The sequence below is a fragment of the Enterobacter cloacae complex sp. S2 genome (assembly GCF_015159675.1).
GTDB classification, from domain to species: domain Bacteria; phylum Pseudomonadota; class Gammaproteobacteria; order Enterobacterales; family Enterobacteriaceae; genus Enterobacter; species Enterobacter intestinihominis.
Genome location: NZ_JADDTS010000002.1, coordinates 49,625 through 63,056, shown reverse-complemented (window position 1 = coordinate 63,056; position 13,432 = coordinate 49,625). Strand labels below are relative to the sequence as shown.

Below are 13,432 nucleotides of genomic sequence, written 5' to 3'. Positions count from 1 at the left end.
GATTGCACGGGGTATTGCGAGCAAAAAAGTCCGTTTTTTTATAAGAAAATGTGATACACAAAGTTACAGCGCGGAATTGCTCAAAATGCCGCCATTCATATCGGTAATCCCTGCAATTGCTTCATTTTTATCACGAATTGTATGACGGGATGATGACAGCGTTGAATGACGCCGAAAAGAAGTGACGCAGGGATCGAAAACGATCCCTGATGAATGGTGTTAATTTTCGTTATTTATTTGTTTCCAGCTTGTTTAAATTGCCAGGAAGATAGCGATCAAAAATGTCTATTATGCGATCGCTCAGGGGGGTCATCAGCACCCACGGTAAACCAATTAACACCGCCGTGAGGGAGCCTACGGCGATATCTGTCAGCCAGTGAGCGCCAATCATCACCCGCGGGAATGCAAATACCACCACAATAACCAGGGCGATGGTGAAGGCTTTTTTACCAAAATAGCGCAGCATGAAGCCTGCAAAAATCAGCAGCATCATACCGTGGTCGCCCGGGAAACTGTCCTTCGAGGCATCTTTGGTTGGAATATGAAGCAGCTCGCTGACGCGGTTAATATTCGGGAAAAAGAGCGAAGGACTGGCGCGTTTAACCGGCATCAGATGCTGCGCCAGCTGGTTGATAATCACGGCCGTCAGCAGCATCACCAGGCCGATAATCAGAATACGGCGACGACCCGTTTTGTCTTCCTTCAGCCAGAAGGAGAGCATCAGACAGCCCATTGCCAGCAGCGAACAGCCGTCAAACGCGCGGTTGTTGGTGATCGCCACCAGCCACAGGAAGGCTTCACTCTTCGCCAGCGCCTGGTTAAAGAAGTGGAACAGCCCGGAATCCAGCGGGAACCAGAAACCGTGATCCGCCGGGATATACCAGGAGAAAAAGATCGCCAGGCCGGCAGCGTTGAGCAATAAAATAGCAGGAAGTCGAGTCGTCATAGTCTTCAGCAATGTGTGAAATCAGGGGCAACGTTAGCCGCCCAAACTTAAACGAAGCTTCAACAGGCTTGACTGGAGGGCATTCCAGTCGGTATTAACCGCACTAATTAACTCTATCCGGCTGTCGGGTGGGGCGACGTTCTGGGTTTCAATAAAGAAATCCTCGCCCTGACGGTTAATGCGCACCAGACCATCCGGAGTGCGCATGATCCCTTTTACCCGCTCAACCGGCGCGAGTCTCGCCCATTCCAGTATACCAATGGTGTCGAAAACCGTATCGGCATCGAAGATCCACCCGCAGGCCTGATGCCCCTGGCCGCTGTTCAGGTTGCGACGCCAGCGCTGATGCTCCGGCAGGCTCAGTGCAGCCAGGCCTTGCTTCGCGCCGTGGCTATGCGAATGCTCAGCGCTGGCAGGCAGTTGCGTCTGGTTGAGGCGGGGAAGGTCGAGCAGGGCGCCATCAATGTTGCCCTGGGTCGTCTGCACATACTGACGTCCACCGCCAGCCTGCTGCCACCAGGACTGGAACGCGGCCTGACTCTCAGCCGTCGCGCGATCGGATTTATTCGCCACGATAATATCTGCCGAGGCGAGCTGGTCGCGGAAATTGTCATTATTGATCGCTTTTTCATCCAGCAGCTGGCGGGGGTCGAGCAGGCAAAGCGTCGCACGCAGCTCAAGCCACGGCTCGTATACCGGGGCGGTCAGTAAATCAAGGATTTGCTTAGGATGCCCCAGCCCGGTGGGCTCAATCAGCAGACGGTCCGGCTTGCCCTGACGCAGCAGCGTATTCAGCCCGACCTGCATCGGCAGACCATTCACGCAGCACATACACCCGCCCGGGATCTCTTTCACCATCGCGCCGCTGTCGGCGAGCAACGCGCCGTCGATCCCCACTTCGCCAAATTCGTTGACCAGCACGGCCCACTTTTCCGCCGGGTCTTTATTGGCCAGCAAATGCAGAATGGACGTAGTTTTACCGCTGCCTAGAAAACCGGTGATCAGGTTGGTTTTGGTCACGTGCGCTCCGATAAATAATTGTGATGTAGTAACAACTATCTATCATCCTGACGAAAAAATCGGGCATTGAGAAGAGGGAGGGCGAACGGAGCATAAAACCGTTCGCCTTAAACGCAATAATCGCTAAATTTTTAACGTTTCGATAACGGCCTGGCGCGCGCCAAGCCGGACGAGGCGCTGGTACGCGCTGGTGATTGCCTCGACAAAGACAGGGTTTTGCGGCAGGTCGTCGCCAAAGATTTCATTTAGCGTCAGCAGGGCGCTAACGCGTTCTGCGTCGCTGCTGGTAGCGACAATGGCCTGAAACTTGTCGCTCAGCGGATCGCGTACGTCAATGGCGTTGCCCTGTTCGTCCGTACCGCTGACGTAGCGCATCCAGCCCGCCACCTCCAGCGCCAGTAATGGCCAGGCGGTGTTACGCTCAAGATGCATGCGGATCCCTTCCAGCATGCGCTGAGGCAGCTTCTGGCTGCCGTCCATGGCGATTTGCCATGTACGATGCTGTAGGGCCGGGTTGGCGAAGCGGTCAAGCAGGCTGTCAGCATAGGCTGTCAGATCAACGTTGGTGATGCGCAGCGTAGGGGCCTGCTCATTCAGCATCAGCCTGCGGGCAGCCTCGCGGAAACTGTCGTCCTGCATACATTCATTTATGTGCGCGTAGCCGGCAAGGTAGCCCAGATACGCGAGGAAGGAGTGGCTGCCGTTCAGCATCCGCAGCTTCATCTGCTCCCAGGGCAGGACATCCTCAACCATCTGTACGCCTGCCACCTCCCACTCCGGACGCCCGGCGACAAAGTTATCTTCCACTACCCACTGAATGAACGGTTCACAGCTGATGGCGCAGGGATCCTCAACGCCAAGTTCCTGGGTGATTTCCGCGAGTGAGGCGTCGGTGGCGGCGGGCACGATTCGGTCGACCATGGTACCAGGGAAGCTCACGTGCGCCTCGATCCATGCGGCCAGCTCTGCGGAACGCTTTCCGGCCATGCCGAGAACGGCATTTTTCACCACGTGGCCGTTGTCGGGAATATTGTCGCAGGAGAGCACGGTAAACGCCGGCAGGCCCCGCTCGCGGCGGCGATGAAGCGCTTCAACCAGAATACCCGGCGCGGAATGCGGCTCAGACGGGTGCTCGAGATCGTGCAGCATGCGGCTGTTCCGCATATCCAGTTTTCCCGTCGCCGGATCGATACAGTAGCCTTTTTCGGTAATGGTGAGGGAGACAATTGCCACCTGCGGTTCGCAGAATTTCTCAATAATGGCTGCCAGCGAGTCGAGTTTGGCGTTCAGGCACTCTTTTACCGCACCGATAATAATGGGTTGATTGCCTTCGGCACCTTTCTCCAGCACGGTAAACAGATGATCCTGCGCCCGGAGCTGGCCCATAAGGACATCGCCGCTAAAGAGGCTAATCTCACAAATTCCCCAGTCGCCTCCTTTGGCATTCAGTACCCGGTTTGTTAACAACGCCTGATGCGCCCGGTGGAACGCGCCAAAACCGAAATGGACGATGCGGGAGCGTAACTGCTCGCGATCGTAGCGGGGCTGCTGGACATGAGCAGGAAGCGCGGTGGAGGCAATAGTCTTCATGTAATACACACCTGATTAACCATTAATTAACAATGCCAGTGTAAAGTTATATGACAACAAATTAAATTGGTAAGCCGTAAATATCCCTGTTATGTGAGTTTGATCAATCAATGCCGCGTGCTGTATTGACCACTTCGATTAAACATGTATGGTAGTCGTCATTGAAGTAATACATATTGGTATAACAACTTGAGAGGGTGGGGCAATGGAACAAACCTGGCGTTGGTACGGGCCGAACGATCCGGTTTCTCTTGATGATGTGCGTCAGGCTGGCGCAACGGGTGTGGTCACGGCGCTGCATCATATTCCGAACGGTCAGGTGTGGCCGGTAGAGGAAATCCAAAAGCGTCAGGCTCAGCTGGCAGAGAAGGGGTTAACCTGGTCTGTTGTGGAAAGTATTCCGGTTCACGAAGATATCAAAACCCACTCCGGTGAGTGTGATACCTGGATTGCGAATTATCAGCAGAGCATTCGTAACCTGGCAGCCTGTGGTATTGATACCGTCTGCTACAACTTTATGCCGATCCTGGACTGGACGCGTACCGACCTGGAATATGAAATGGCCGATGGTTCGAAGGCGCTGCGTTTCGATCAAATCGCTTTTGCGGCTTTCGAACTGCACATTCTGAAGCGTCCGGGGGCGGAAGCAGACTACACCGCCGAAGAGCAGCAGCAGGCGCTGGCGTGGTTCAATGCCGCCGGTGAAGCGGACATTGAGAAGCTGGTTCGCAATATCATCGCGGGCCTGCCCGGTGCGGAAGAGGGTTATACCCTCGATCAGTTCCGTGCGCGCCTGGCGGAATATGGCGATATCGATAAAAACCAGCTGCGTGAAAACATGGCGCACTTCCTGCGCGCTATTGTGCCGGTGGCAGAAGAAGTCGGCGTGCGGCTGGCGGTTCATCCTGACGATCCACCGCGCCCTATCCTCGGCCTGCCGCGTATCGTGTCTACGATTGAAGATATGCAGTGGCTGAAAGAGACGGTGGACAGCATCTACAACGGCTTTACCATGTGTACGGGCTCGTATGGCGTGCGGGCGGATAACGATCTGGTGCGGATGATCGAAACCTTCGGCGATCGCATTCATTTCACCCACCTGCGTGCAACCTGCCGTGAAGAGAACCCGAAAACCTTCCACGAAGCAGCCCATCTTGGCGGCGACGTGAACATGGTTGCGGTGGTGGATGCCATTCTCTCTGAAGAGGTACGTCGTAAGCAGGCGGGGGTTGTACGTCCTATCCCGTTCCGTCCGGATCACGGGCACCAGATGCTGGACGATCTGCGCAAGAAAACGAATCCAGGGTATTCGGCGATTGGCCGTCTGAAAGGGATGGCGGAAGTGCGCGGTATCGAGCTGGCGCTGAAAATGACGAAGTATCCTGAACTGCTGTAAAGGTTGTTGCCGGGTGGCGGCTGCGCCTTACCCGGCCTACAAAAACACAAAAACCGGCATCAGAGCCGGTTTTTTGTAGGCCCGGTAAGCGTAGCGCCACCGGGCGAAAAGCAGGATCAGTCAGCACGACCCATATAGCGTTTTTCTTCGATATGGATACGGATTTTCTCGCCCGCTGACAGGTACTCTGGCACCTGTACGACCAGACCGGTAGTCAGGGTAGCCGGTTTGTTACGCGCACTTGCAGACGCGCCTTTGATGCCCGGTGCCGTTTCAACAATTTCCAGATCAACGGTCTGCGGCAGCTCCAGCGCCAGCAGCACGCCATCCCAGGTCAGCACCTGCATGTCCGGCATCCCACCTTCAGGAATAAACAGCAGCTCTTCTTCGATCTGATCTTTGGTGAAGATATACGGGGTGTAATCTTCTTTATCCATGAACACGTATTCGTTGCCATCGATGTAGGAGAAATCAACGTAGCGACGGGTGAGGGTCACGGTATCAACGATATCGTCGCCTTTAAAACGTTCTTCCACTTTCAGGCCGGTGCGGACATCGGAGAAACGCATTTTGTACAGCGTTGCTGCGCCACGGGCGCTGGGTGCCTGAATGTCGATATCTTTCACAATCAGCAGTTTGCCGTTGTAATTCAGTACCATACCTTTCTTAATTTCGTTCGCTCTTGGCATTGCAGTAATCCTGTTTACGGGAGGTAAAAAATATCGCGCCAAATTACTCGCGCGCGGCCTTTCAGGCAAGCGGAATTCGTGGGTTTTGCTATCAATACATAAAAGGTGTTACTGTGCGCGCAATGCCCGACTGCGCGGGCATCTGCCACCAACAGAGAGCATGTATGGATTGTCGTTCCGACTGTGGCGCGTGCTGTACCGCACCGTCCATCTCAAGCCCCATTCCAGGCATGCCGGAGGGCAAGCCTGCCAATACCCGCTGCGTTCAGCTCTCTGACACTAACCTGTGCATGATCTTTGGCTCGCCCCTGCGCCCGAAGGTGTGCTCCGGGCTCCAGCCAACCGCCGAAATGTGCGGCAGTACGCGCCAGCAGGCCATCACTTATCTGCTTGAGCTGGAAGCGCTCACCGCGCCTTAAACGTCTTTGATTCGCGTCAGGCAGCTCAGCGTCAGGACGCACATCACCAGCGCAATCCAGAACACCGTATGATAGTTCCAGATTTCAGCCACAACGCCCGCCAGTGAGCCTGCAATAATCCAGCCCACGCGGGTGGTATTAGTATAAAGGGTGGTGGCAGAGCCTGCCTGACCCGGCATCAGATCCTGGAAGTAGAGCATGCCGATACCGGCCAGAATGCCGATGTAAATGGCGTTCAGCAGCTGTAAAGCAAGAAGCAGGGCTGGCGTATGAACCGTCAGCATACCGACATAAAACAGCAGCCCGGCTACGGCGGCGACGCGCATCAAAAAGCGCTTGCCGAAGCGCTTCGCGTAATAGCCCGCAATCAGCATGGTGGGGATCTCAAGCCCCGCGGCGGTTCCCATCATGATCCCGGCCAGCTTCTCCGGCAGATGCAACTCATCAATAATAAACAGCGGCATATTAATGATATAGAGGCTGTTGGTTCCCCACATTAGCGTACAGATAATGAATAACAGCAGCGCGTCGCGCCGGTTACGTCGCGGAGCTTCCAGCGTACCGGTCGCCACTTTCGGCTCTTTGCGCATGGAGGGCAGAAAGAACCAGACCATTGCGCCGCATACCACGAAGGCCACGGCTGCGCTGAGGTACATCACCGTAAAGCCAAAACCCATCGCCAGCGCGTAGGCGAGCGGGGGGCCAATCACCCACGCCAGCGACACCTGCGCGCGCAGTATCGAGCTGAACATCACCGCTTCTCGCCCGGTGCGGTCGGCATGCTCGCGGGCAAGGGCGAACATCTGCGGGTTGGCGGTCGAGCCGAAACTGCTCAGGAAGACGCCCACGAACAGCAGAATGAAGTAGTTACGGTTCCAGGCAAACAGCAGGCAGGCAAACACCCCGAGCAGGCAGCAAAAAACGATCAGGCTTTTGCGATCGCCTTTGCGGTCTGAACGCCCGGCTAGAAACTGGCTGACGAAAATGCCGATGATGGCGCTCCCGGTGAAGAAGAAGCCAACCATCGCCGGGCGGGCATGAACTTCGTTGGTCAGAAACAGGCTCAGCGTAGGCGTTTGTAACGCACCGGCAATACCGGTGAGAAAAGCAACGATCAAAAACGCCGTTGACGTCAAATCAAAAGGCTTTGGTGAGGCGGCAGCGGGGGTGTTATGCATGTTCAGTCTTTGCGAGTAACAGAGAGAGGCGGAGTTTACGCCGCCTGTCATTAAATAAACAGAGGGCAAAATCAAGATTGCCACAATAAATCAAAATAGCATTTCAGTTTATCGCCGTTTCGCTGAAGCGTGCTGAACCTGTTTGCTGAACATCAGCAAAAACCTCCCGACTGAAGAAGAAATGTGCTGCACTTCTAAATTCTGCAACAAGAAATGTAACTTTTCTTGCAACCTTTTGTAGAAAAGACAAGACTTCTTGAAACGTTTCAGCGCTATCTTGCCTGTCCTGAAGAAGCAGGTTAGCGCCTGGTTTCTCAGTTAAGCTGAAACGATTCAATTTCAGCAGGAGAGGAGAATCATGTTCCAGTTATCTGTTCAGGATATTCACCCGGGCGAACAGGCCGGGAATAAAGAAGAGGCTATTCGCCAGGTCGCCGCTGCGCTCGTGCAGGCTGGCAACGTGGCTGACGGCTACGTCAACGGCATGCTGGCGCGTGAACAGCAGACCTCCACCTTCCTCGGTAACGGTATTGCAATTCCGCACGGCACCACGGACACCCGCGATCAGGTGCTGAAAACCGGCGTGCAGGTCTTCCAGTTCCCGCAGGGCGTGCTGTGGGGCGAGGGGCAGGTGGCTTATGTGGCGATCGGCATCGCGGCCAGCGGTGACGAACACCTGGGCCTGCTGCGTCAGCTGACGCACGTGCTGAGCGATGATGCCGTCGCGGAACAGCTTAAATCCGCCACCACTGCTGAAGAGCTGCGTGCCCTGCTGATGGGCGAAAAACAGAGCGAAGCGCTGAAGCTGGATAATGAAACCCTGACGCTGGACGTCGTTGCGTCCGATTTGCTGACGCTCCAGGCGCTGAACGCGGCCCGCCTGAAAGAAGTGGGAGCGGCAGATACCACTTTTGTGACGCGCGCCATCAATGATAAGCCATTAAACCTGGGTCAGGGCATCTGGCTGAACGACAGTGCTGAAGGCAACCTGCGTAGCGCTATCGCGGTCAGCCGTGCTGCGGTTGCCTTTGAGACAGACGGCGAACGCGCCGCGATGCTGGTAACGGTCGCCATGGCGGACGATCAGCCGGTATCCGTGCTGAAGCGTCTGGGCGATCTGCTGCTGAACAATAAAGCTGAAAAACTGCTGAACGCAGACGCGGCGACGGTGCTGGCCCTGCTGACCAGCGACGATGAGCTGACGGATGACCTGCTGAGCGCAGAGTACGTGGTGCGTAACGAACACGGCCTGCATGCCCGTCCGGGCACCATGCTGGTGAATACCATTAAACAATTTGCAAGTGAGATCACCGTGACCAATCTGGACGGTTCGGGTAAACCAGCCAACGGGCGCAGCCTGATGAAAGTTGTCGCGCTGGGCGTGAAGAAAGGCCATCGTCTGCGCTTTACCGCGCAGGGTGCGGATGCTGAACAGGCGCTGAAAGCGATTGGCGACGCCATCGCGGCCGGTCTGGGGGAGGGCGCATAATGAGCAGACGTGTTGCGACCATTACGCTGAACCCGGCTTACGATCTGGTGGGCTTCTGCCCGGAAATTGAGCGTGGCGAAGTCAACCTGGTGCGGACGACCGGCCTGCATGCCGCAGGAAAAGGGATTAACGTGGCGAAGGTGCTGAAAGATCTCGGCATCGACGTCACCGTAGGCGGCTTCCTCGGTAAAGACAACCAGGATGGTTTTCAGCAGTTGTTCAGTGAACTGGGCATCGCTAACCGTTTTCAGGTTGTGCAGGGCCGTACCCGCATCAACGTTAAGCTGACCGAGAAAGACGGTGAAGTGACCGATCTGAACTTCTCCGGCTTCGAAGTGACCCCGGCTGACTGGGAGCGCTTTGTTGCCGATTCCCTGAGCTGGCTGGGCCAGTTTGACATGGTGTGCGTCAGCGGCAGTCTGCCGTCCGGCGTCAGCCCGGAAGCGTTCACCGACTGGATGACGCGCCTGCGCAGCCAGTGCCCGTGCATTATTTTCGACAGCAGCCGCGACGCGCTGGTCGCCGGTCTGAAAGCCTCGCCATGGCTGGTTAAGCCTAACCGCCGCGAACTGGAGATCTGGGCGGGCCGTAAGCTGCCAGAATTAAAGGATGTGATTGACGCTGCCCATGCGCTGCGCGAGCAGGGTATCGCTCACGTGGTGATTTCGCTGGGTGCAGAAGGTGCCCTGTGGGTTAACGCCTCCGGGGAATGGATTGCCAAACCGCCTTCAATGGAGGTGGTCAGCACCGTGGGTGCAGGGGATTCGATGGTTGGCGGCCTGATCTACGGTCTGCTGATGCGCGAATCCAGTGAACATACCTTACGTCTTGCTACCGCCGTTGCGGCCCTGGCCGTGAGCCAGAGCAATGTCGGTATTACCGATCGTACCCAGTTAGCCGCGATGATGGCGCGCGTTGACTTAAAACCTTTTAACTAACAGCAGGAGAGGAATAATGAAAACGCTGCTGATCATTGACTCCGGTCTCGGACAGGCTCGTGCCTATATGGCGAAGACCCTGCTGGGCGCGGCGGCACAAAAAGCGCACCTGGATATCATTGATAACCCGGGTGATGCTGAAATGGCGATTGTTCTGGGCGACAAAATCCCCGCGGACAGCGCCCTGAACGGTAAAAAAGTGTGGCTGGGTGATATTAATCGCGCGGTGGCACACCCTGAACTGTTTCTGAGCGAAGCAAAAGGTCATGCGACGGTTTACAGCGCACCTGTTGAGGCGGCGCCGGTTGCCGCCGCTGGGCCGAAACGCATTGTTGCGGTAACGGCCTGCCCGACAGGTGTGGCGCACACCTTTATGGCGGCTGAAGCCATTGAAACCGAAGCGAAAAAACGTGGCTGGTGGGTGAAGGTTGAAACCCGCGGCTCTGTTGGTGCGGGCAATGCCATCACGCCTGAAGAGGTGGCGGAAGCCGATCTGGTGATTGTGGCGGCGGATATCGAAGTGGATCTGGCGAAGTTTGCCGGCAAGCCGATGTACCGTACCTCTACCGGCCTGGCGCTGAAGAAGACCGCGCAGGAGTTTGATAAGGCGCTGGCAGAAGCCAAACCGTATCAGGCAACCGGTGCGGCTAAAACTGCGACCGAAGGGAAAAAAGAGTCTGCGGGCGCGTATCGTCACCTGCTGACCGGCGTATCCTACATGCTGCCGATGGTGGTGGCGGGCGGCCTGTGTATTGCGCTCTCCTTCGCCTTTGGTATCGAGGCGTTTAAAGAGCCGGGCACGCTGGCGGCTGCGTTGATGCAGATTGGCGGCGGCTCCGCGTTTGCGCTGATGGTGCCGGTGCTGGCGGGCTTTATCGCTTTCTCCATTGCTGACCGTCCGGGTCTGACGCCGGGTCTTATCGGCGGTATGCTCGCCGTGAGCACCGGTTCTGGCTTTATCGGCGGTATCATTGCCGGTTTCCTCGCCGGTTATGTGGCGAAGCTGATCAGCTCGAAGCTGAAGCTACCGCAGAGTATGGAGGCGCTGAAACCTATCCTGATCATTCCGCTGATTTCCAGCCTGGTGGTCGGTCTGGCGATGATTTACCTGATTGGTAAGCCGGTCGCGGGCATTCTGGAAGGTCTGACCCACTGGCTGCAAACCATGGGGACGGCGAACGCGGTGCTGCTGGGCGCAATCCTCGGCGGTATGATGTGTACCGACATGGGGGGGCCGGTGAACAAAGCGGCATATGCGTTTGGCGTTGGCCTGCTGAGTACCCAGACCTACGCGCCGATGGCGGCGATCATGGCGGCCGGTATGGTGCCTCCGCTGGCGCTCGGTCTGGCGACGATTATTGCCCGCCGTAAGTTCGATAAAGCGCAGCAGGAAGGCGGTAAAGCGGCGCTGGTGCTGGGCCTGTGCTTCATCACCGAAGGCGCAATCCCGTTTGCGGCACGCGATCCAATGCGTGTTCTGCCGTGCTGTATCGTGGGTGGTGCGGTGACGGGGGCTATCTCCATGGCGGTAGGTGCGAAACTGATGGCGCCGCACGGCGGTCTGTTCGTCCTGCTCATCCCTGGCGCCATCACGCCGGTGCTGGGTTATCTGCTGGCGATTGTTGCCGGTACGCTGGTGGCAGGCCTGTCTTACGCGGTGCTGAAGCGCCCGGAAGCGGAAGTGGTCGCAAAAGCAGCCTAAAAGAGGTGTCGGGTGGCGGCTTCGCCTTACCCGACCTACAAAAAAAGCCGGGTGCGTAAGCAGCCCGGCTTTTTTTATGCCGCCTGTTCAGCGGTTTGCTGCGCCTTCAGCCAGGCAATCTCTTCCGCCCAGATATCCGGGTTAATGGTTTCGAGCACCATCGGAATACCGTCGAAGCGGGCGTCCTGCATGATAAAGCGGAACGCATCATGGCCGATGTTGCCTTCGCCCAGGCTGTGGTGGCGGTCAACGCGGCTGCCGAACGCGCTTTTCGCATCGTTTAAGTGCATACCGCGAAGGTATTTAAAACCGACAATACGCTCGAACTCCTCGAAGGTATTTTTCGTGGCCTCGGTTGTGCGCAGGTCATAGCCGGCGGCAAAGGCGTGACAGGTATCGATGCACACCCCCACGCGGGATTTATCTTCCACGCCGTCGATGATCGCCGCCAGATGCTCAAACTTAAAGCCGAGGTTGCTGCCCTGACCGGCGGTATTCTCAATCACCGCCGTCACGCCCTGGGTTTTATCCAGCGTCATGTTGATGGACTCGGCGATGCGCGCCAGACAGGCGTCTTCGTCAATCTGCATCAGATGGCTGCCGGGATGGAAGTTCAGCAGCGTCAGCCCCAGCTGTTCACAGCGCTGAACCTCATCCAGGAACGCTTCGCGGGATTTTTCCAGCGCCTCGGCAACCGGGTGACCGAGGTTAATGAGGTAGCTGTCGTGGGGAAGGATTTGGCCAGGCCCGTAGCCGTATTTCTCACAGGCGGCTTTGAAATCATCAATCACTTCAGCGGTGAGCGCTGCGGCGCGCCACTGGCGCTGGTTTTTGGTGAACAGGGCGAAAGCGGTCGCCTCGATTTCGGCGGCGCGAATGGCGGCATTCGCAAGGCCACCGGCAGCGCTGACGTGCGCTCCAACATATTTCATAAAAAGACTCCTGTTAACCCGAAATGCCTATGATAGCGGGTTAACAGGAGAAGGACGAGATGGTTTATGCCAACAGGCTGTGTACCGCAAGGTTAATCGCACCACCGCCAACGATTAGCCAGATGAACAGCACCAGCGCCATCAGCAGCGGTTTCGCGCCGGCTTTTTTCAGCGCGCTGACGTGTGTGGTGACGCCCAGCGCCGCCATCGCCATCGCCAGCAGGACCGTATCCAGCGTCACCAGCATATCCACCATCGCTTTTGGCAGCAGGTGGAAAGAGTTGAAGACAGCGACCACGATGAACAGGATCGCAAACCACGGAATGGTGATTTTGCTTTTCTCGCTGCCGCCTGCCGGAGCAAGCTGTTTAACCCGCGCCGCGAGGAAAATCAGGAACGGGGCCAGCATCATCACGCGCAGCATTTTGGCGATGACCGCCGCGTTTTCCGCTTCCGGGTTAATGGCGTGACCTGCCGCCACCACCTGCGCCACTTCGTGCATGGTTGAGCCGATATAAATGCCGTAGGTTTCCGGACTAAACCAGTGCGCCACCAGCGGATACATGGCCGGATACAGGAAGATCGCCAGCGTACCGAAGATAACTACCGTCGCGACGGCAACCGTGACTTTACTGGCTTCGGCTTTAACGACGGGTTCTGTTGCCAGTACCGCCGCCGCGCCGCAGATGCTGCTACCCGCACCGATCAGCCAGCTGGTCTGTTTGTCCAGCCCAAAGATCTTCTGGCCGATAAAGCACGCCAGTAAAAAGGTGCTCGAAAGGGTCAGGACGTCAATGGCAATCCCGCTGACACCGACATCCGCAATCTGCGAAAAGGTGAGACGGAAGCCATAAAGGATGATCCCGAGACGTAATAAATGCTGCTTGGCGAAAAGCACGCCGCCGTCGCAGGATTTCCATATGTGTGGATAAACGGTGTTCCCGACCACCATGCCGAGCAGAATGGCCAGCGTCAGGGCGCTGAACCCTGCGCCGGCAACCGCCGGTATACTCCCGCCCCATAAAGCCACGCCGGTAACCACGGCGCTGAGCGCGAGACCCGGCACGAAGTGCCACACTGTACGATGATGTTGTAAGGTGATTTCTGACATAACCTTCTCCTTTGTCTGGCTA

12 protein-coding genes are annotated in these 13,432 nt (G+C 56.7%); 5 read left to right on the top strand and 7 right to left on the bottom strand.

Translation table 11 applies throughout. The features are described 5' to 3' along the window. Positions 1–229: 229 nt before the first annotated feature. The 3 genes from IPZ49_RS00975 to IPZ49_RS00965 all read right to left on the bottom strand — a co-directional run bounded on the left by IPZ49_RS00975 (position 230) and on the right by IPZ49_RS00965 (position 3,556). Positions 230–958, bottom strand: a complete 729-nt coding sequence (locus IPZ49_RS00975; RefSeq protein ID WP_063932864.1) for a phosphatase PAP2 family protein — start codon at positions 956–958, stop codon at positions 230–232. Positions 959–979: 21 nt separating this feature from the next. Further along, positions 980–1,966, bottom strand: coding sequence for a GTP-binding protein (locus IPZ49_RS00970; RefSeq protein WP_017383393.1), 987 nt, complete (start codon positions 1,964–1,966; stop codon positions 980–982). A gap of 123 nt (positions 1,967–2,089) precedes the next feature. After that, positions 2,090–3,556 (bottom strand): mannitol dehydrogenase family protein, encoded by a 1,467-nt coding sequence (locus IPZ49_RS00965; RefSeq protein WP_193762828.1) that lies wholly within the window; start codon positions 3,554–3,556, stop codon positions 2,090–2,092. Positions 3,557–3,761: 205 nt separating this feature from the next. On the opposite strand from IPZ49_RS00965, the gene uxuA reads away from it, so the two are divergent. Then, positions 3,762–4,952: a mannonate dehydratase gene (gene uxuA / locus IPZ49_RS00960; protein ID WP_058689090.1), complete on the top strand. Its 1,191-nt coding sequence runs from the start codon at positions 3,762–3,764 to the stop codon at positions 4,950–4,952. A gap of 116 nt (positions 4,953–5,068) precedes the next feature. On the opposite strand, the gene yeiP is transcribed toward uxuA, so the two are convergent. Next, complete coding sequence (yeiP, locus tag IPZ49_RS00955) at positions 5,069–5,641, bottom strand: elongation factor P-like protein YeiP (RefSeq protein WP_003859355.1); 573 nt, start codon at positions 5,639–5,641, stop codon at positions 5,069–5,071. A 164-nt stretch (positions 5,642–5,805) separates the two neighbouring features. Between yeiP and IPZ49_RS00950 the strand changes: the two genes are divergently transcribed. After that, complete coding sequence (locus IPZ49_RS00950; RefSeq protein WP_003859353.1) at positions 5,806–6,060, top strand: YkgJ family cysteine cluster protein; 255 nt, start codon at positions 5,806–5,808, stop codon at positions 6,058–6,060. On the opposite strand, the gene setB is transcribed toward IPZ49_RS00950, so the two are convergent. Continuing rightward, positions 6,057–7,238, bottom strand: coding sequence for a sugar efflux transporter SetB (gene setB / locus IPZ49_RS00945; RefSeq protein WP_015572310.1), 1,182 nt, complete (start codon positions 7,236–7,238; stop codon positions 6,057–6,059). The genes IPZ49_RS00950 and setB overlap by 4 nt on opposite strands. Positions 7,239–7,596: 358 nt before the next feature. Between setB and fruB the strand changes: the two genes are divergently transcribed. From fruB to fruA, 3 genes are read left to right on the top strand one after another with little or no spacing between them, the layout of a single operon-like run. After that, entirely contained in the window at positions 7,597–8,727 is a 1,131-nt protein-coding gene (gene fruB, locus IPZ49_RS00940; RefSeq protein WP_063932865.1) for a fused PTS fructose transporter subunit IIA/HPr protein, read from the top strand. Next, complete coding sequence (gene fruK / locus IPZ49_RS00935) at positions 8,727–9,665, top strand: 1-phosphofructokinase (protein ID WP_006811313.1); 939 nt, start codon at positions 8,727–8,729, stop codon at positions 9,663–9,665. The genes fruB and fruK overlap by 1 nt, the downstream gene beginning before the upstream one ends. Before the next feature lie 16 nt (positions 9,666–9,681). Further along, entirely contained in the window at positions 9,682–11,367 is a 1,686-nt protein-coding gene (gene fruA, locus IPZ49_RS00930) for a PTS fructose transporter subunit IIBC (protein WP_015572312.1), read from the top strand. A 74-nt stretch (positions 11,368–11,441) separates the two neighbouring features. Here fruA and nfo read toward each other — a convergent pair whose 3' ends face one another. Further along, the gene (nfo, locus tag IPZ49_RS00925) at positions 11,442–12,299 is read right to left on the bottom strand and encodes a deoxyribonuclease IV (RefSeq protein ID WP_017383389.1); all 858 of its coding nucleotides are present in this window, start codon (positions 12,297–12,299) and stop codon (positions 11,442–11,444) included. Positions 12,300–12,363: 64 nt separating this feature from the next. Beyond that, the gene (locus tag IPZ49_RS00920) at positions 12,364–13,410 is read right to left on the bottom strand and encodes a YeiH family protein (protein ID WP_033487350.1); all 1,047 of its coding nucleotides are present in this window, start codon (positions 13,408–13,410) and stop codon (positions 12,364–12,366) included. Between the last annotated feature and the right edge of the window lie 22 nt (positions 13,411–13,432).

Excerpts from the sequence above, each read along its gene's own strand:
- IPZ49_RS00965 (WP_193762828.1), bottom strand. The coding sequence starts at position 3,556 with ATGAAGACTATTGCCTCCACCGCGCTTCCTGCTCATGTCCAGCAGCCC.
- uxuA (WP_058689090.1), top strand. The coding sequence starts at position 3,762 with ATGGAACAAACCTGGCGTTGGTACGGGCCGAACGATCCGGTTTCTCTT.
- yeiP (WP_003859355.1), bottom strand. The coding sequence starts at position 5,641 with ATGCCAAGAGCGAACGAAATTAAGAAAGGTATGGTACTGAATTACAAC.
- IPZ49_RS00950 (WP_003859353.1), top strand. The coding sequence starts at position 5,806 with ATGGATTGTCGTTCCGACTGTGGCGCGTGCTGTACCGCACCGTCCATC.
- setB (WP_015572310.1), bottom strand. The coding sequence starts at position 7,238 with ATGCATAACACCCCCGCTGCCGCCTCACCAAAGCCTTTTGATTTGACG.
- fruB (WP_063932865.1), top strand. The coding sequence starts at position 7,597 with ATGTTCCAGTTATCTGTTCAGGATATTCACCCGGGCGAACAGGCCGGG.
- fruK (WP_006811313.1), top strand. The coding sequence starts at position 8,727 with ATGAGCAGACGTGTTGCGACCATTACGCTGAACCCGGCTTACGATCTG.
- fruA (WP_015572312.1), top strand. The coding sequence starts at position 9,682 with ATGAAAACGCTGCTGATCATTGACTCCGGTCTCGGACAGGCTCGTGCC.
- nfo (WP_017383389.1), bottom strand. The coding sequence starts at position 12,299 with ATGAAATATGTTGGAGCGCACGTCAGCGCTGCCGGTGGCCTTGCGAAT.
- IPZ49_RS00920 (WP_033487350.1), bottom strand. The coding sequence starts at position 13,410 with ATGTCAGAAATCACCTTACAACATCATCGTACAGTGTGGCACTTCGTG.